At 53.6% G+C, this 17,838-nt stretch carries 19 protein-coding genes and 1 pseudogene; 8 read left to right on the top strand and 12 right to left on the bottom strand.

Annotated elements, in window-relative coordinates; all coding sequences use genetic code 11:
- The 3 genes and pseudogenes from ACZM8Y_RS14815 to ACZM8Y_RS14825 form a co-directional block, all read right to left on the bottom strand.
- Window positions 1–1,418 (bottom strand): annotated as a pseudogene (locus tag ACZM8Y_RS14815) (hypothetical protein); the annotation flags it as partial.
- On the bottom strand, window positions 1,418–2,128 hold the full coding sequence (locus ACZM8Y_RS14820) for a DotI/IcmL/TraM family protein (RefSeq protein WP_077073096.1): 711 nt from the start codon (window positions 2,126–2,128) through the stop codon (window positions 1,418–1,420). The gene ACZM8Y_RS14820 and the pseudogene ACZM8Y_RS14815, both read right to left, overlap by 1 nt.
- Before the next feature lie 18 nt (window positions 2,129–2,146).
- Window positions 2,147–2,311, bottom strand: a complete 165-nt coding sequence (locus ACZM8Y_RS14825; RefSeq protein ID WP_489501844.1) for a hypothetical protein — start codon at window positions 2,309–2,311, stop codon at window positions 2,147–2,149.
- A 180-nt stretch (window positions 2,312–2,491) separates the two neighbouring features.
- On the opposite strand from ACZM8Y_RS14825, the gene ACZM8Y_RS14830 reads away from it, so the two are divergent.
- Window positions 2,492–3,193 (top strand): hypothetical protein, encoded by a 702-nt coding sequence (locus ACZM8Y_RS14830; RefSeq protein WP_489501845.1) that lies wholly within the window; start codon window positions 2,492–2,494, stop codon window positions 3,191–3,193.
- A gap of 52 nt (window positions 3,194–3,245) precedes the next feature.
- On the opposite strand, the gene traI is transcribed toward ACZM8Y_RS14830, so the two are convergent.
- The 9 genes from traI to ACZM8Y_RS14875 all read right to left on the bottom strand — a co-directional run bounded on the left by traI (window position 3,246) and on the right by ACZM8Y_RS14875 (window position 11,652).
- Complete coding sequence (gene traI, locus ACZM8Y_RS14835) at window positions 3,246–4,865, bottom strand: TraI/MobA(P) family conjugative relaxase (protein WP_427823087.1); 1,620 nt, start codon at window positions 4,863–4,865, stop codon at window positions 3,246–3,248.
- Entirely contained in the window at window positions 4,862–5,185 is a 324-nt protein-coding gene (locus ACZM8Y_RS14840; protein ID WP_427823088.1) for a plasmid mobilization protein, read from the bottom strand. Before ACZM8Y_RS14840 ends, traI begins: the two co-directional genes overlap by 4 nt.
- Before the next feature lie 866 nt (window positions 5,186–6,051).
- Window positions 6,052–6,276, bottom strand: a complete 225-nt coding sequence (locus ACZM8Y_RS14845; protein ID WP_427823089.1) for a helix-turn-helix transcriptional regulator — start codon at window positions 6,274–6,276, stop codon at window positions 6,052–6,054.
- An 18-nt stretch (window positions 6,277–6,294) separates the two neighbouring features.
- A complete protein-coding gene (locus ACZM8Y_RS14850; RefSeq protein WP_489501846.1) occupies window positions 6,295–7,491 on the bottom strand; it encodes a tyrosine-type recombinase/integrase in 1,197 nt (398 codons plus the stop codon).
- 126 nt (window positions 7,492–7,617) lie between these two features.
- Complete coding sequence (locus tag ACZM8Y_RS14855) at window positions 7,618–7,887, bottom strand: hypothetical protein (RefSeq protein WP_077072170.1); 270 nt, start codon at window positions 7,885–7,887, stop codon at window positions 7,618–7,620.
- A gap of 14 nt (window positions 7,888–7,901) precedes the next feature.
- Window positions 7,902–8,408, bottom strand: a complete 507-nt coding sequence (locus ACZM8Y_RS14860; RefSeq protein ID WP_279060920.1) for a hypothetical protein — start codon at window positions 8,406–8,408, stop codon at window positions 7,902–7,904.
- Window positions 8,409–8,412: 4 nt separating this feature from the next.
- Window positions 8,413–9,519: a DotG/IcmE/VirB10 family type IV secretion system protein gene (locus tag ACZM8Y_RS14865; RefSeq protein ID WP_489501847.1), complete on the bottom strand. Its 1,107-nt coding sequence runs from the start codon at window positions 9,517–9,519 to the stop codon at window positions 8,413–8,415.
- A 9-nt stretch (window positions 9,520–9,528) separates the two neighbouring features.
- Window positions 9,529–10,524 (bottom strand): DotH/IcmK family type IV secretion protein, encoded by a 996-nt coding sequence (locus ACZM8Y_RS14870; RefSeq protein WP_489501848.1) that lies wholly within the window; start codon window positions 10,522–10,524, stop codon window positions 9,529–9,531.
- A 9-nt stretch (window positions 10,525–10,533) separates the two neighbouring features.
- Window positions 10,534–11,652, bottom strand: coding sequence for a helix-turn-helix domain-containing protein (locus ACZM8Y_RS14875; protein ID WP_489501849.1), 1,119 nt, complete (start codon window positions 11,650–11,652; stop codon window positions 10,534–10,536).
- A gap of 327 nt (window positions 11,653–11,979) precedes the next feature.
- Between ACZM8Y_RS14875 and ACZM8Y_RS14880 the strand changes: the two genes are divergently transcribed.
- From ACZM8Y_RS14880 to mobV, 7 genes are all read left to right on the top strand, one after another.
- Window positions 11,980–12,273 (top strand): hypothetical protein, encoded by a 294-nt coding sequence (locus ACZM8Y_RS14880; protein WP_489501850.1) that lies wholly within the window; start codon window positions 11,980–11,982, stop codon window positions 12,271–12,273.
- Between the two features lie 349 nt (window positions 12,274–12,622).
- Window positions 12,623–13,834 carry a tyrosine-type recombinase/integrase gene (locus tag ACZM8Y_RS14885; RefSeq protein ID WP_337381611.1) on the top strand — a complete coding sequence of 404 codons (1,212 nt, stop codon included), beginning with the start codon at window positions 12,623–12,625 and terminating at the stop codon, window positions 13,832–13,834.
- Window positions 13,831–13,998 carry a hypothetical protein gene (locus tag ACZM8Y_RS14890; RefSeq protein WP_337381613.1) on the top strand — a complete coding sequence of 56 codons (168 nt, stop codon included), beginning with the start codon at window positions 13,831–13,833 and terminating at the stop codon, window positions 13,996–13,998. Before ACZM8Y_RS14885 ends, ACZM8Y_RS14890 begins: the two co-directional genes overlap by 4 nt.
- A gap of 118 nt (window positions 13,999–14,116) precedes the next feature.
- Window positions 14,117–15,076: a hypothetical protein gene (locus ACZM8Y_RS14895; RefSeq protein ID WP_337381615.1), complete on the top strand. Its 960-nt coding sequence runs from the start codon at window positions 14,117–14,119 to the stop codon at window positions 15,074–15,076.
- A gap of 125 nt (window positions 15,077–15,201) precedes the next feature.
- Window positions 15,202–15,420, top strand: coding sequence for a helix-turn-helix transcriptional regulator (locus tag ACZM8Y_RS14900; protein WP_303866802.1), 219 nt, complete (start codon window positions 15,202–15,204; stop codon window positions 15,418–15,420).
- Window positions 15,413–17,194: an AAA family ATPase gene (locus ACZM8Y_RS14905; RefSeq protein ID WP_482333991.1), complete on the top strand. Its 1,782-nt coding sequence runs from the start codon at window positions 15,413–15,415 to the stop codon at window positions 17,192–17,194. The genes ACZM8Y_RS14900 and ACZM8Y_RS14905 overlap by 8 nt, the downstream gene beginning before the upstream one ends.
- A 201-nt stretch (window positions 17,195–17,395) precedes the next feature.
- The coding region (gene mobV / locus ACZM8Y_RS14910; protein ID WP_482333989.1) for a MobV family relaxase at window positions 17,396–17,838 on the top strand (443 nt) is incomplete at its 3' end.

Here is a 17,838-nt window from a genome sequence, read left to right on the forward strand (position 1 = left end):
GGCATGATTTTACCGTCCTGGGTTCGGAACAGCAGGCTTCCTTCCCGCCACGGCGACGCCGGACGCAGCGGCAACATGCCAAGAGCGTCCTGCAAGGGCGCGGCGGTGACGGGAGCCGGACTTACGGGCATCATGGCGGGAAGCGTCGCGGTAAAACCGAGAAGCGGGTCGCCTGTGGCTTCGGAAATATCCGCCGTTCCCCATCCCTGAACGGTTTTGGAAAGTTCCGCGACGCGCCGCCGAAGCAGCAGATGGGCTTCCTGCTCAGAATCCGTCACGCTGGCCCAGGTGCAGAAGCAGATGCGGAACCGGATGCAGCATATACCTTCAAGGTCCAGCTCTTTCAGGGCATCGACGGCCTTATTGAACTTTTTGTTGTCCGAAGAGCTGAAGGCCAGAATGGCCGCAAGCAGGGGCCGGAGGCCCATGTTCAGGCCGCCGTCTTCCAGCAGGAAGGAAATGCGGTACGGCAGTCGTTCATCACGCCTGGCAAGTACCCTGAAAAGTTCCTGAAACGGTTTCGGCGTCTGGGGCATGAGCGTCATGATGAGAGGCCCGAATATTCTGTCGCCGATGCGTATGGCGTTGCGGGAAATCAGTTCTCCCTCACGGGGCCAGAGCTGTGTCTTGAAATCCGGGTACAGCATGTTATGCAGCCTGTCCGCCCTGTTTGTGTCGGGGTCGGGCAGACGCAGCGGCAAGGGATCGCCGGGTATGAGAGGCCGCCAGTCCCGACCGGTCATTTCCGGGGAAATGCACAAGCGGATGTCACGCAGAGCCTCATGGGCCGAAAGGGGATGCACCAGCAGGTCAACCTGACGGAAAGCGTCCATCACGCCGGTCAGAAAACCGTTATGGGCGTCATGCAGCGCGGCTACGGCACGGGATACCTGCTGACATCCCGGAATCGTCGGCACCTTGGACATGGCGGCATTGCGTTCCTTCAGGGCTGTTTTCCGCAGGGAATCCGGCAGAACGGCGGGCCTTGTCCAAAGAACAAGCCAGCAGGTTTCCAGAGCGCAGTAGCGTTGCAGCGTGGCTCCCCAGTCATCCAGCAGCGGGCCGATATGAAGGCCCAAATTCTGTGCCGTCAGCCGGGAAGGACGAAGAAGTTCGGTAATTCGCGAAGCGCTGCTTTCCGGGTCGTACTCAAAGACGACCTGAAGCAGGTGTCCCGGCTTGGAAAAGGAAGACTGGAATTTTTCCGTCAGACCGGAAACAATGCTCCCGTATTCTTCTACGCCCACATGCTTCAGGGAACCTTCAAGACGCAGAAGGCTCACGAGACTTCCGTCGTCCGCCACCAGAACGTCGTCATCAACCGTTTCCAGTCGGCAGTAACCGTACACCGGTCCGGCGAAGACTTCAGAGATGGCGCGTATGCCGCAGTCTATGCCATTGACAAGTTTATCCAGCATCAGGATTCCCTCTTCAGAACGACCTGTTGAATCACCACCCCGCGCGGGGTGGTGGCCGTGGAGGCACGGCAGACAAGAACAGTGGCGATAAGACGCTGGGTGCTTTCCACCCCCTGGCTTGATTCGTAGGAAACGATCAGGGGAAACTCGATGCGCCATGTGGCCTTCCCGCTGACCAGCCCGGAGGCGATGATGACCGGGGCACCGGTGGCAACGGATGAGGCGGAAAGCCGTTTTTCCTGAATCATGTTCAGAATCCCGGAACTTTCCAGAGAGGAAAGGAAGGATTTGAACGTGTCGTCGTCGAAATTCGGTCTGACGGCTTCCAGCTTTTCGCGCCACTCCAGAAAGTTGAGCGACATGGCCCCGGTAATCGTGTCCGACACCCACGTCAGCAGCCCGCTCTGGGTAAGCAGCGGCTGGTCGAGAGGAACCAGAGGCGCGAGGCGCAAATCAGGCGTGGCGGCGAAATATCGGGGTTTCGGCTGATTCAGCAGAAGCAGCGCAATGACGGCCAGGCTGACCATCAGCGCCAGGCTCAGTCCCAGCGCCAGTTTCATGGCGCGATGAAACTGAGTTCTGTACCAGCCGAGACCTCCGATAACGGCAGACGCGTCCGGGGCCGGAGACGAGGCATGAGGTTCCATGCTCAGAGCCTGCCCCGGAGCTTCCGGCAGGGAAGATGTTTCCTTTTTTTTGAACATGCTCATGCCTCGTCTCCTTTGAGGTTACAGGCCGAGATCACTCATGCCGGAGGTCTGATCGGCTCCGAAAAGCGTGGCCGAGCCGGAACCGAGGGTTTCTCCCAGACCCAGCAGCACGGCCCCGACCAGAATCTTGATGAGTCCGCCGGGATAGGTCGATTCGCCCTGGCGTTTGGTGGCCTTGTACATGTCAATAAATTTTGAACTACAACTTATTGATATATTTTGTATAAAAATAAATTTGCAAAAAAATACCCCGGCAGTTACCCTAAAAAAGTCGGGATATTACCGGGTGTCATTGGATGTGGCTGGATGATTGGCCGAAATTGTCGTTATTAACGCTGTTATATGATTATAATAGAGGTAAAAATGCGGCAAAGAATAAGCTTATCACTGTTCATTGGTATCTTTTTATGTATTACTGGCTGTTCTCCCCAATTTAGTGTTCTTGTTGATGGAAGAACATCGCAAGAGTATGAACAAAATAAAAGTGCAAATGATAGTTATAAAATAATATTTGATAACGAAAGAGATAAAAATGATTTTGATTATAAATTTGTTTATGACAGTGTAGTAAATACATTTAGGAAGAGTAATTATCGTATAGTTGATAATATATATGATGCTGATTATGTTGTATTTGTAAATTTTGAAGTGAAAGGACGTACAGCAACCATAAATCATTCTACACCAATAACTGGGCAGGTTGGTGTTAATACTCACACGACATATACATATGGCCCATATGGGATGACACCACATACATATACCACACCAAAATATGGAACTATCGGCTATGATAATTATCAAACAACAGAAATATATTATACACATTTATTATCTGTAGCGGCATATACATTTTCAAAGACAGATATGGAACTTGCTAAAAAGGTATGGCAAATTATATCAGTGACTTCTGATGAAGCAAATGACTTCAGAGCAAACTTGCCCGCTTTACTATTAGTTTTAGAAAAACATATGGCCACAGATACACATGGAAGTGTAAATGTTGAATTATATGAAAAGCAAGGGGAATTAGTTGAAAGAAAGGAGATGCTCAAGGCGAATTAACTTTGGATTTATTGAGAGTTTTGATAATTATGTTATCCTTGCAAGGAGTAATTTATCGCATTCTCAATATCTTATTAATTTTAGATTGCTCATTATTTTCTTTTTTAGCGGCTTCAGTAGTATATTTTTGAATCTGTTCCTGCGTGGGCTGAATATTTGCAATATCAATATCTCCCGCTGTACCAAAGGCATACCAGCCCACCCTGCGGCTATAGTCTATCTGTTCATCCCGATTCTGTCCGTGGGGGCGGGCGGGGGTGTGTCTGTACAATTCGTTGACAACTTCCTGCACGGTGTATCCGGCACAGCGCATATACAGGGCAATGGCCGCATCCAGCCGTGATTCATCCATCTTTTCAGGAAATCGTTTTTTCACCACTTCCCGGTAGGCGGCATAGGGCGAGGACAAAGTTCCGACCTTGGGAAACTCACGTTTCCTGACCTCCACGCCGGGAGCGATCCGTTTGCGGAAACGCCAGAGGTTGGCGAGATACGGATTGCGTTTACCCAGCCAGTGCTTGAAGCGCGGAAGCCGTTGCGCTTGTTCCGGTTGAAACGGTTTGTCCCGGAGAGCCGTTTTTTCTTCCCGTTCCTGCTCTTTCAGAAAATGCCGGGCGATATTCAGCAGGGAAAGCCCGTGCGCGGCAAGATGGGCTGTGGCAGCTTCGCGGCGTTCCCGTTGCCGCCGCTCCAGTTCGTGCCGTTCTTCCTCCCGTTTCTTTCCGGCGAGGCGTCTTACTTCGGCCCGCTTTTGCCGCTCCTTCTGATACTCCAGCCACTCCTCCCGGCAAACGTGGCTGACCGGCTCCGGGGCGGGCTTGCTGAATGTCCGTTCGGAATAGTAGCCGGGCTTGAAGTCTCCGAGCCTTTTACACAGCTTGGACATACTGAAATTTCTGTCTACGCTGGATGCCTTGACCGCCGTATCTCCCACGAAAATCACCGCACCGGAACCTTTGCGCACGAAACGCAAACCAACCGAATCCAGTCCGGCGTGAAGCTCTTCCCAGCATGAGGCGTTCTGAATGACGGCGTGGCCGCGCTCCTGCGCTATCCGCTGTGCGGATTTCTCGCCCGTGGCGTTTTCAAAGTCTTCCGCTTTCGGCTTGGGCTTTACCTGTGCCCGATGCCGGAGATTTTTGATCACATATCCCTGCTCATTGACGCGGTAGCGGGCGTTCTCCTGCGGCGCCCACCCCTGTTTGTGTTCGATTTCGGCAATGATTTTATGCGCCGCGTCGATGTCGAATCCCCTGTGCGGCTGAATGACCTTTTCCGTATAGGGATGCGTCCGGTTCACGGCGATATGGAGGTGATAATTGCCCGTGTTCTTATGCAGGGCATAGAGCGTCTGGTGTTCGGCAAGCCCCATTCCCCGGAGAAAGAGATTGACCGCTTCGTCCACCTGTTCACGGGTGGGCTGCTCGTTTTCCTGCCATGACAGAATCCAGTGCGTGACCGGCATCCTGCTCTGGATGGATTCCTCGGCAAGAGAAATCATTTCCCTTTTTTGGGCGGCAACAGTCGTGGTCAGAAAGTTTCTGCTTCCAGCATAGGCGAGTTTGTCCTTGCCCCTGTCGTCATGTTCGGCAAGGATATAGTCCACCAGACCGCTAATCATGACGGCCTTGGATTTTTTGAAGCTGGTACGCTTGAGCTTTTTGATAATCATCGTCTTTCGCTCAGAGCTTCGATAGCTCGCCGGATTGCCCGCAATGTGGCGTCCAGTTCCGAAAGAGTGCCAGTATTTCCTGTTCGTTTCACGACATCAAAATGATGCTTGAGCAATCCCCCAAGCCGTCGCAGTTCCCGGATGGTCTGGTCGTCCGTTTTGGCGATGATAGGCCTGCCGCCGAAGAACAGTCGCCGCATATACTCGGAAACGGAGGTTCCGGCCGTCACGGCTTGCAGGGCTATTCTCTCGTCTTCCTCGGCGGTAAGCCTGAGCGTCCGCCGCTTCTGAAATCTGGTTGTCGCCTTCCGTTTTTCCATCTGTCTTTCCTGCCTCTTGAGAGCGTGAGAAGCGAAGCGCCGAACGCTTTTTGGGAGTCCAGAGGCGAAGCCTTTGGCAGGATGTTAGCTGGCGTCAGACAGCTACCATCCTGTAAAGAAGAACTCCCCACGGTCTTTGGGACTGCCTTTCATCGTTTCGTGGGAAGCATTGCCCGTGCCGTGCTTCCACTTTTAGCGCAAGCATAGATGAAAAATTACATTGAAGGCTAGATAAAAAAGTAAAAAGACTGCATTGTTTTTCTCTGAACACTGAGTTCAAAAAGAAAATCAGGCTATGAAAATGAATATGATAAAAAAATGATTGTCCATATTTGTCTGACATGTATTACTGTAATATTCTACAGAGTATTACCGTCCATGAAGCTTGGTTGTAAATAACGTCTTCACTATGGTAAGCGGGAAAAAAAGTGACAAGGCAGGTAATGCTTATGGCAACGGCTCGACGATATACAATGGAACAGATAGAGGCCGCCCGGAAAAAACTCCGAAGCCTCCCGGTGAAAGAGGCTGGAAAGACACGCGGAGAAGTTGCGGAATTTCTGGTCAATGACATCAAAAGGGCCATGCGGCAGGGGTATACGTTGCGGGATATACGGGGCTTGCTCGCGGAAAACGGGGTATCGGTTCCGCTCACTAAGTTGAAGGCTCTGTTTGACAAGGCTTCCGGCTTGGAGCCGGTAAAGGAACAGGGTGGAGCCGAAGAGGACACACCCCGCCCGATGAGGGCAACAGCAGCGGGGAATGGAGAAGCCCAGGCGGGATATGATACAAAAAGAAGCGGCGCGATCAAGGTTCATGCCCTGGTCGCGCCGCCTTTTGGGAATGGGTCGGATGGTGTATTCATGTTATTTCCGTGCCTCGGTTTTTTCCTCCTGAACAGATTGCAGGGAAAGCTGTTTGATGAGAGCGGCGATGTCGGAAGAACGCCATACCGAAGTGCGCGGCCCCAGCTTTATCGGTTTGGGAAAACGGCCTTCCTTGCAGCCCTGCCACCATGCGCTTTTGCTGATGGGGATACGTTCAAGAACCTGCGGCAGGCGTAGAAAGGAATCCTCCGTCAGTTTTTTCATAGGGTGTCTCCTCATGTTTTATTCAAGGTCAACCTCCTGACGGGCTTTACTTCTCAGACCGTCAAGATAGTCGGCCCAATCCTGAAGCATACGGCGGCGTTCGGGCAGGTATTCAGCCCGGTTGTAAATCCCGCGTATCTGCTCCGTGGGGGCGTGGGCAAGCTGGCGCTCAATCCAGTCACGGTTATAGCCGAGTTCGTTGAGAAGGGTGGATGCCATAGCGCGAAAACCGTGCGGGCACATTTCATCTTCTTCAAAGCCCATGCGGCGTATGGCTCTTTGCAGGGCGGTTTTTCCAAAAGGAACGGTTTCGGAATGGTAGCTGGGAAAGACGTACTGAGTGCCGCCGGAATACGCCCGCAATTTTTCCAGAACGGTTAACGTCTGCCTGCTGAGGGGAACAAGATGGTCGCGCCGCATTTTCATGCGCTCCGCCGGGATACGCCAGATGTTGTTCTCAAAGTCGAACTCTTGCCATTCAGCGCAACGGATTTCGGTTGTCCGGCAAAAGGTAAAGGCCATAATCTGCAAGGCGCTCCTGACGACCAGCGACCCCTGATAGTTGTAGATGGCGTGCATCAGCCGTCCCACCTTCTCCGGTGTCGTCAGGGCGGGCCGGTGTTTTTTTACATGAGGCATGAGAGCGCTGCGCAAATCCGCCGCCGGGTCACGTTCCGCACGGCCGGTGGCAATGGCATAGCGCATGATGCAGGAGCAGTGATTTTTGAGCGCGTGCGCTGTGCCTATGATGCCTCGAGCCTCAACTTTCCGCAGCAAGGCCAGAAGTTCAGGGGCGGTTATGGTATTTACAGGTTTGGAGCCGATGAACGGGAAAAGGTTTCGTTTCAGCCGCCGGTAGGTCGTGTCCGCATAGCTCGGCGACCATTTGGTCTTTTGGCGTTCAATCCATTCCATCGCCACCAGCTCAAAGGTGTTCTGTGCAAGCTGCTTGTTCAGTTTCCGTTGAGCGGACGGGTCGATACCGTTCTCAATGGCTTTTCTGGCATCGGCGGCTTTTTCCCTTGCCTCTTTCAGGGATGTTGCGGGATAGGTTCCGAGGGAAATCAGCTTTTCCTTGCCTTGAAAATGGTATTTCAGCCTCCAGCTTTTTGTGCCGCTCGGCATGATGAGCAGGTACAGCCCTTTGGCGTCAAAGAGTTTCTGCTGCTTTTCAGCCGGTTTGGCGGCGCGGATTGCGGTATCGGTCAACGACATGGGGTAGTCCTCCTTTTCAGGTTCATTTACCCCAAGACATACCCCAAAAAATGGGGTATGTCTATGTGTCCAGTGAAATCCATCTGGACGATGAAAAATAAAATTATTCATTAATAACAATATATTTTAGACAAATATGAACGGGATTGTACTGTATGAGGCTTTGTACATGTCCACGCAACCCCAGACGCCCATGCCCGCACCGGAGGCGTATCCGGCAAGGGTGACGCCCTTGGCGACGCCTTTGGCGTTTTCCGCCACATTTTCGCCGATTTCTCCGAAGGTGACGGCAGCCTGGACAATCTCAGGCATGAGGAGCCATACGGCGGCGACACCGATAACGGCGGCAGTACAGCGCAGCGGGGAAATGGAGAGCTGATGATTGATGAAGTTCATAGAGTCCTCCGTACTCAGCCAATGATGTTGGCGATGTATGTTTGCACGTCACCGCCTACCGTGGCCCCCAGGCCGCGCAGGAAAGTGACAAGGTTGACCGCGAGAATGCCTCCGAACAGATGGACAAGGCCCCGGCTGAGATTCATGCTCTGGTTCGGCGTGTCGCGTATGAGACACAGCCCCCGCGCAATGCCGATGACGCCGATGGAGGCAATGGCGTACACGGCGAACTGGATATAGATGGAACCGGGGGACGAAGGCGGGCTGTAGCTCAGTGCCTGTTCCGAGCTTTGGTTGAAAACCGTCATGGACAGAGAATCCATGAGCGCGGGAAGATTCAGCAGCAGAACGGCACAGATGAAGCTCCAGACCGCCGTGGAGCGGTTGAAGCGTTGTTTCCGGCTGACGGCCTGAACAAGGGAGACAACGGCAAAGACAATGCCGATGAGATAGGCAAGCCGGATGATAACGGGCCACCATTGCTGCAAATGCGGAATGACGTTGGCAACGTAATTTTCCATGGCGTCACCTGTCCTTGACGTTCATGACCAGCACGCCCACGGGCGTGCCGCTTTCGAGCCTGACGGTGGGCGGTCGGTCGAAGTTTCTTTCAAAGATTTTTCCGGCCTTCTCGCCGACCTTTCCGGCGGCAATCCATGCCTGATCGCTGACGCTATAGGTGTTCCAGACCATCTGGTCGCTTACGTCGTTGCCGTAGCCGTAGATGGTACTCTGGGCACCGCTGTAGCGTTTGGCCGTACCCAGTCCTTCCAGAAACGCCGAGGCGACCAGACCGCCCCACCGGCTGAAGAAATGAGTGTCCACGGAACTGGCGACCGAGGCTTCCGAGGTGGTGGGATCAACGGCATAGGATTCCACCTGGATGGTTTCGCCGGAGGGCAGAATGATCCGATTGAAGGCCAGCACAAGGCGTTCGTCATGGCGCTGGAAAGAGCCTGTGAGGCGGGCATTTCTGTATGTGCCTGAGGTGACGGTCGCCAGCACGGCGGACGGAACATCGGAGTTCACTCCCACATCTATGATGGCGTACAACAGGTCGCCCGGTTTCACCGCAGGTCTGGAGGATGCAGCGACCGACGGCGTCCCGGAGGCAGGCTGTTTTTCGGATTCCTGCTGGCCGGTCTCATCCGGGAACTCCCGGACATAGGCGATTTGTCCCTGACCCACGGAAGCGCTGGCCAGCCTGGTGTCCAGTTCGGCCAGGTCATCCATCATCCTTTTGAGCATGGCGTTGTCCGTGCGCGGCGTCTGAACAGGCACGGTGCGTACCTGAGCAACCGGCGGAGGCGACGGAGGGGTATCCTGCTTCTTGACGACAACGGACTTTTTTTCTCCTATCGGCGTGGGAATGAAACTCGCACCGCTTTGAAGCGCCGCGTTGGCCTGTTGCGCGTCGTGTTCCTTCAACTTCTGGTTGTATTCCTCAGAGCCGACGCCGCCCGCCTGCCCGCTTACGGCTTCCGTTCTTGCCGATGCCATTTTTGAGGTGCCGGACGGCTTTTCCGGCGTGAACAGCAGAAACGAGGCAAGAACAATGACAACGGCGGCAGCCAGCCCCAGAAGGCTGAAGAGTATGAATCGCCGCTTTTTTTCCGTGCTGGTGATAGCCATGTGTCCGCCTTATTTGAGAGTATTTTTCAGAAGGATGGTCTGCACTCTTCCTTCACGGGAAAGCATGATTCTTGTCGTGACGGGCAGCTCGTAACATTTGGTGGAGCCTGCCCCGTTGACGACGGCAGTCCATGCCGGCCACATCAGGCTGTGCGTGGTTCTGACGTAGTGTTTTCCGTTGTATTTCCAGGCCATCACGGCATCCGAATCCGGTTCGGAGCGAAGACGCACGGCATCATCCGGGGGGACACGGTCAAGAAAGGACAGCATGGCGGAGCTGGCGGTTTCCTTGATGGTGCTGGTCAGGGGAATTGCAGCCTTCGGACCATGGTGGGCGAGCTGAATCAGCACCAGCGCGTCGGCTTTGCGTTCAGGAGCGCGGACGGAATCCGACTCAAGCCTGATGACCAGCGGTATGTCCCGATTTTCCAGAGTGACTACGAGGGTTGACGTGGCATAGCCCTGTATGGGCATGACATTGAGCAGATTGCCTTCCGGCAGTTCCGGGCGGAGAACCTGAAACGAGGAAGGTCCTCCGTTGGTCACGGAAGTAATGGGCCACGGCTGACCTGTGGAGTCATGAAAAACCAGCGAGGTGGCGATGTTGGCCGTGGTAAATACCTTGACCGGCTCACGACCTGGTTCCAGCGTGACGCGCACCGTTCGGGTCTGCAGGTCGGGGGAAACGGGCAAAAGCGCTCGTTCACGCTGATCCGACCGTTTCCGGTATTCCTGTATGTGCTCCTTATCCAGCGGCATCATCTGCCGCAGACTTTCCTCAAAAAGCGCCTGCGCTTCCTGGGCCTTTTTCAGGTCCGAACCTGAGGGGGCGGGCGCTTTCTGTGCCGATTCTTCGGGCAAGGAGGCCGAGTCGGCGGATTGCCCGTGAACGGTCGCCATTGTTGCGGGGGAAAGAGGCGTCCGAGATGCGGCGGAAGTCTCTGCCTGGGCGTCCCACGGCAGCGAAAGCAGAGCCAGTATTCCTAAAGAAATCAGTTGATTCACGGTAGCTCCTTATGCGTATGTCGGTATGACTGGGGATTCGGAATTTCTGCCGAACAGCAGCTCCGGGCGGTGAAAATAGGAAATCGGCGTCTGCACGTTGGCAGCGGTGGGTGTATATCGTCGTTCCTGTACTTTCCGACGGTACTCAAGAAGAAAGGCTACAATGCTCCTGGTGTTGTCCGCAGGAACATCTTCGGCAGCGGGAGCGCTGTGAATGGAGTGCAAATGCAGCCAGATGCCGAAAGCCATGGCCTCGTTGAAGGGAGCGTCAAATTTTTCCGCAAATGCCCGGAAGAGAGGACGCAGTCTTTCTTTTTCCGCTTTCTGCCGTTCCTGGATGCGTTTTTCTTGTTCCTCTCTTTCCTGCATGGCCTTTTGCACGCCGGGATCAGGCCGCTGTCCCGAAGGAGAGCCGGAAGAAAGGGCATCAAGCCATCGCTGCCCGCGAAGCCAGTTTCCAAGCTGGGGGATGAATCGTCCCTGTTCCCGGTGCCAGCTTTCCTGAGCCATGCAATGCTGAAGAGCGGCGTGAAGTTCAGATACGGGAGGAAGCTGACCGCAACGGGCCAGACGGAACCAGGCAAGCCGGGCGAAGCCTTTTGCCTCTTTTTTGGGATAGAGATTCCATACGTTTTCAAAATCCTGTTCAGAAGAAATCCCACACCCCGCCGAAGGCGCAGAGAGAGCCGTAGGCTGCGGAGTCTCTTCTGTCGTTTTGGGGGGAAGGGGGGTGTTTTTTTCTTGTTTTTGTTTGTTAAAATTATTTATGTAGCCAGAACTTGACTTGTTGCAGGTAAAAACTCGTTCACTTCTTTCAGAATTTGACTCGTCAGCGTTATTATTATGTTCAGGTCTTATAAGGTAATACACAGAAGAGCGGTAATGCTCCTTTCGTATGGCAATGAGATTTTCACGCACCAGTTCAGCAAGATAATTTTTTACACTGCTGATGCTGCATGACAGGCGAGAAGCAAGAGTGGCATGGGACGGCCAACAATGATCTTTTTCAGAAGCATAGTTGCACAGTAAGGCATACATGACCTTTGCTCCAAGTGTGATGCGCTTTTCCAAAATAAATTGTGGAAGAATAGGACCAAAAATTTTTCCTTTAGGCGAAAATGTCTCCATATGTCTTTCTCCAGGCCAAGGAAAAAGATACTTTTGCAGAGCTGAATATTGACAACAGCCGGTAATTCAGCTATTGTTCTTTCAGATTCTTTTGAGAAAGAACAAATGTTCTGCAAGAAGCCGTTGGGGTGCCACCTGACGGCTTTTTGTTTTTCCGAAGCCTTTTTCATCCTCAAAACCTTGAGGCAGGTTGCGCTGAACTGCGCCTGTCGCATGACCTGCAAAGGATTGCTGGTGGCGCCCTGACAAAGCGGCGCTTGAGGAATCGCCGATCGGTCTGAAGGGATCTGAGGAACCTGAGCAGGCAGAGTGCTGTTTGCCGGGGGGATGGCAGAGGCTTCAACAGAAGACCTCTTCGCACATGAGACGCGGCAGAATCCTGGGCCGCTTCAGATGCGGAAGAAGCCTCCAGCGGTGCTTTTTCAGCACGGGAACAGGGCAGATTTTTTGAGGGAGCAGAGGGCGAAGAAGACGACTCCAGGAAGAGAAGACGGAGCCGTGAGAGAAGACAGGAAGAGAAAGGACGGTGTGAGAAGGGATACTTTCAGCGGGCAAAAACAGGACGGCGCGCCGAGAGCATGGGTTACAAAAGCGGGTTACAAGCACAGAGAGTTTTGGTGACATTTTATGCCCCTCAATGTGCTATAACTCATTGAAATATAATGGCGGTAGGCGCATGTAAAACGGCTTTCACGCCGTCAACAGCGGTTCAAATCCGCTTGGGGACGCCAAATTTAGGTACAAAGAAGAATGCCAAGGTCCAAAAGACCTTGGCATTCTTTGTTTTTTCTTTCCAGTATGGTTTCCCGAAGTCCAGCCTCGTCCGCTTGCATCCAAACATTTTATGGGTATATCCGTAGGTAGAAATGTGGTACGACATTTCTGATACCTACATGAATAACCGCGCGGAATCAAAAATATTTTTATCCATGGGGGTATCTCTTCGTCCAACGACAGCCAAGGAGTGCCCATGCCTCTTACCGATACCCACATCCGCAGTCTGAAACCCGACGTGAAGCCCCGCAAGTATTTTGACGGCGGCGGTCTGTTTCTTTTCGTTCCCGCCAACGGAAGCAAGCTCTGGAGAATGGCCTACCGTTTTGACGGCAAGAGCAAGCTGCTCAGTTTCGGGGAATATCCCACCGTATCACTCAAGGACGCCAGAGAACGCCGCGAAGAGGCGAAGCGTATGTTGTCCAGGGGAATCGACCCCTCAGACCATAAACGGCAGATACGACAGGCCAGAGCCATCGCGGAACGCGACAGCTTCCAGAATATCGCCAGAGAATGGCATGAAACCCGTATGGCGGAGTTTTCCGAAAAGCATCAGGGAACTGTCATGTACCGGCTGGAGACCTACATTTTTCCGGCCATCGGCAAGACGCATATCGCCAAACTTGAGACACGGGACGTTATGGAGGTCGTCAAGCCTCTGGAACAGAGGGGAAACTACGAGACTTCCCGGAGAGTATTGCAAATCATCAGTCAGGTGTTCCGCTATGCGGTCATCACGGGCCGGGCGAAACACAATGTCGCAGCCGATCTGCGGGGAGCCTTACGACCGCGAAAAACTGTTCACCGGGCGGCAGTGCTGGAACCGGAGAAAGTCGGTCAGCTTCTGCGGGATATCGACGCCTACGAGGGTTATTTTCCTCTGATCTGCGCTTTGAAGCTGGCTCCGCTGGTCTTCACCCGTCCCACGGAATTGCGGGCCGCTCAATGGAAAGAATTTGACCTTGAGGCCGGGGAATGGCGTATCCCTGCGGAACGCATGAAAATGCGCCGCCAGCATCTTGTGCCCCTGTCCCGACAGGCAATATCCATTCTTCGGGAACTTAAGAAATACTCCGGGGAGGGAAAATTCCTCTTTCCCTCCATCCGCACGGAGGTGCGGCCCATTTCTGATGCGACCATGCTCAATGCGCTCCGGCGCATGGGCTACCAGAAACACGAAATGAGCGTGCACGGCTTTCGCTCCATCGCTTCCACATTGCTCAATGAACTCGGCTATAACCGGGACTGGATAGAGCGGCAGCTTGCCCACGGGGAACAAGACGAAGTGCGGGCGGCATACAATTATGCGGAATATCTGCCTGAGCGTCGAAAGATGATGCAGGATTGGGCTGACTATCTGGACGGATTACGCAACACACAACATAAAAAAAGCAGGGAGGAGGCATGAAAGAGGACACCATGAGCGACCGTGATGCTCGTATCTCCATCGGAAAAATAGAAGGCGAGACACAGGTGACGAGCAACGAAACAGGCTGGAGCGAAGAAGAAAAGGACCGTATGAGACAATACGGCTATGACGACATGGATATCATTCGGGCGTGGTATAGCTGATAACGCCTGTTTTCGATAAACAGCGGTACGGAAGGTAGATGACAATTCCTGCCGCTGTTTTTTGTTGTCCATCTTTTGGCGACAGGGTATCCTTTCCTCCATGACAGACCGACAGAACATGACCATAGGCAGAGTGCGGCAGGCGTATGGACTGACCGCCAGAGAAGGCGAAATGCTTGTTCAGGCACTCTGGCCTGACGCCGTTCAGCCTCTGGGGCTATGGCACACGACCTATGAAAATTGCTGGCAGGCATTTGTTGCGGGCAGCCATGTCGCATATGGAACGCAGATGCCGGAATTTCCTTCAGTGCCAGACCCGGATGCGGGCATTCAGACATATTTGCTTGGCTTTGATGTGATGGAATTTTTCAGAAGGATATCGACAGTTGTTCCTCTTGACTCCCTGCGATATGGACTGGATGTTATTCTTGAGGAATCCTTTGAAGATACGGCGTCTGTCTTTCCCAAGGAACGAGAATTTCTGTTCAGCAGTCTAGAGAGACTGAAAACAGAAGACATCTTCGAGCAGTATTCACCGGACTCGCCTCTCTTTGAGAAGCCGATATTCTCCATTCCCGCCTCAAGTTATCACTTCATTGCGCATATCTTTACCGATACCATAATGGTGGACAGGGACGCCGCCATCAGGCAGCTCCGCCATTATCCCCTGCGCCGGGAAGTAAAAGGCATCACCCGCGCCCTTGTGGAATCCCTTTTACGGGCAGCTCCGCCGGAATCGTCCGTTGCCGACAAAGCGGCGGCAGTTCCCCTGTGTGAAAGGTCGCCACAGGATGGAAAACTCGTTTTTCGTATTCCCGGAGCCGTTTGGGAAGGAAGGCCGGATGCGGCTGTCCGTGACGCCATGAAAGAAAAGTATCCTCTTTCGGTCATCGCTTATGTTCTTCTGTACTGGTGTGGTCCTCAAAAATCCGAGACCAGTCACAAAACCCCGCAGGGCAGAAAGACACATGTGGGGCGCTTGCTTGCGGGCAAAGAGTACAGGGACGACAAATCCTATCGCAATTTGATGGATATGCTCCTCAAGGAAGCGGAGACATACACCATAATCAAGGCGTGACCAGCCTGTCGCTTTCCCATCTTTTTTAGATTTTCCCGTCATTTTCCCGTCCGATTCCCTCACGGGAATTGTTTGACGTGTGCCAGATTCTCCTGAAATCCAACCAGATTCAGGAGATTTTTTTTATGAAACAGCATCAAGCTCCCATCCCCGTCCACGGCCTTCTGCGTCTGCCTCAGGTTCTCAGCATGATTCCCATAAGCAAGAGCGCATGGTGGGAGGGGTGTCGCACCGGACGTTATCCCAAACCCGTGAAACTCGGTCCCAGAACTACGGTCTGGAGAGCAGAGGATATTGCCGCTTTCATCGAACGTCTTGGCAGGCAGGGGGAAGAGCATGAGTAATCCCCTGCAAACCTTTCGGGACATCCTGACCGACAAGGGATTGATTCCGGCCGAAATCATGGCGGACGGAAAACTGCATCGCTGTCCCACCCAGACCAAACCGCACAAACAGAACGGCGCATATATCGCGCATGTCGATATCCCTGCGACACTTTGGTGGTGCAACTGGGAAAACGGTGAACAGGGCACGTTCTGCACAGAAGAAAAGCAAACGCTTTCCGTGTCCGAACTTTCCGCATGGCGGGAACGTCAACACTCCATACAGCGGCAACGCGAAGCGGAATATGCCGAACGCCATGCTGAAGCAGCTCAACTGGCCAGACAGGAATGGAACTCGGCACGAAGGTGCGACGCCAACCATCCCTATCTGCACCGCAAGGGCATTACAGCTTTGGAAAGCATACGGCAGGCACGGGACGGCTCTCTGCTTATTCCTGTTATGGATGCCGCAAACAATCTGCAAAGTCTGCAACGCATCTATCCTGATGGAACAAAGCGTTTTCTCGTGGGCGGCAAGGTATCTGGAGGACAATTCATCATTCAGGGGCAGTCGGAAAAGCCCGTTGCCGTTTGTGAGGGGTTTGCCACCGGTACAAGTATCCATCTTGCCACAGGCTGGACGGTTTATGTGGCCTTTTCCGCAAACAATCTCGCGAGAGTGGCCAAGACCGTGAAAGAACGCTTTCCGGACAAGACCATCATCATTTGCGGCGACAATGACGAAGCCGGACTCAGGAAGGGGGAGGATGCAGCCGGCCTCGCAAACGCTCAACTTCTGTTTCCCCACTTCACCGACGACAACGGTACGGATTTTAATGACCTTCACCAGATTGAAAGCATTGAGGCCGTCCGCTCGCAACTGGAAACGGCGCTGACCAAACAGCAAGGTCTTATCGCTCTGGACATGGGCGAATTTCTTTCCATGTCCATACCTGAACGGGGGTATCTTTTATCGCCCGTTCTTCCGGTACAGGGCATAGGCATCCTGTACGCCCCGCGCGGCATAGGCAAGACATTCGCCGCGTTGAGCATCGCCGTTGCGGTGGCTTCCGGCGGAGCCGTGTTCAACTGGCGTGCGCCGATGCCCAAACGGACGCTGTATGTGGATGGGGAAATGCCCGCCACATCCATGCAGAACCGCCTTTCCGCTCTTGTCAACGGCATGTCCATTCCCCCTCATACGTTGAAAAACATGGCGCTCATCACACCGGATTTGCAGCCCTGTCCCATGCCGGATTTGTCCACCGCCGGTGGGCAGGCCATGATTGAGCCGTTTCTGAAAGACGTGGACATGGTTGTGCTGGACAACATCGCAACCCTGTGCCGCACCGGAAAGGAAAACGAGTCTCAGTCCTGGCAGACCATGCAGGCGTGGTTGCTGGAATTACGCCGCAGAGGGATGACCGTCCTGCTTATCCATCATGCCGGAAAATCCGGCGACCAGCGCGGCACCAGCGCCAGAGAAGACATTATGGACACGGTGATCAGTCTGCGCAGGCCCAGGGAATACAGCATGGCCGAAGGCGCACGTTTTGAAGTTCACCTGACCAAGGCGCGGGGCATATTGGGCGATGACGCCAAACCCTTTGAGGCCAACCTGATTACCGAAGGCAATGCCCTGCATTGGCGGGTTCGGGACATTGAAGATGTGGAACTGGAGGAATTGAAAAGGCTGCTCGGCGAGGGATACAGCATTCGTGACTGCGCCGAGGAAATGGGAAAATCAAAATCGTCTGTCCACAGATTGAAAAGAAAACTGGAAGGTCTCGCTTGACCATTTTCCAGGTGTCCCGCTGTACCGCTGCCTAAGCACCGGTACAGCGGGACACCTGCAATATTCATCGTATCTGTCATCCCATGAAGTCCAGCCAAATCCGAACAGATTTTCAATTCTTGTCCCGCGTAAACTGAAAAAGTGTCCCGGATTCCTGACACAGAAAGAACGGGACATCCATTGATACAAGGAAGTATTGCCATGTCCTATCTCGTACTCCACATGGACAAATTCAAAAAGGAAGCCATACGCGGCATCCAGAGCCACAACCGGCGGGAACGGGAGAGCCACAGCAACCCCGATATTGACTACGACAGGAGCGCGGCGAACTACGAGCTGCACGAAGTCGCCTCATCGAACTATGCCGAGGCCATTCAGAACCGCATTGACGATCTCCTGCTGGTCAAGGCCGTGAGAAAGGACGCCGTGCGCATGTGCGGGCTTATCGTCACCTCGGACAAGGCGTTTTTTGATGGCCTCACGCCGGAGGAAACAAGGCGTTTCTTTGAGGAGAGCAAAGCCTTTCTCACGGAGTTTGTGGGCGCGGAGAATGTCATTTCCGCAATGGTTCACATGGATGAAAAGACGCCGCACATGCACTTCCTTCATGTGCCGGTGACGCCGGACGGGAGGCTCAACGCCAA

The sequence above is a fragment of the Bilophila sp. genome, from assembly GCF_057864385.1.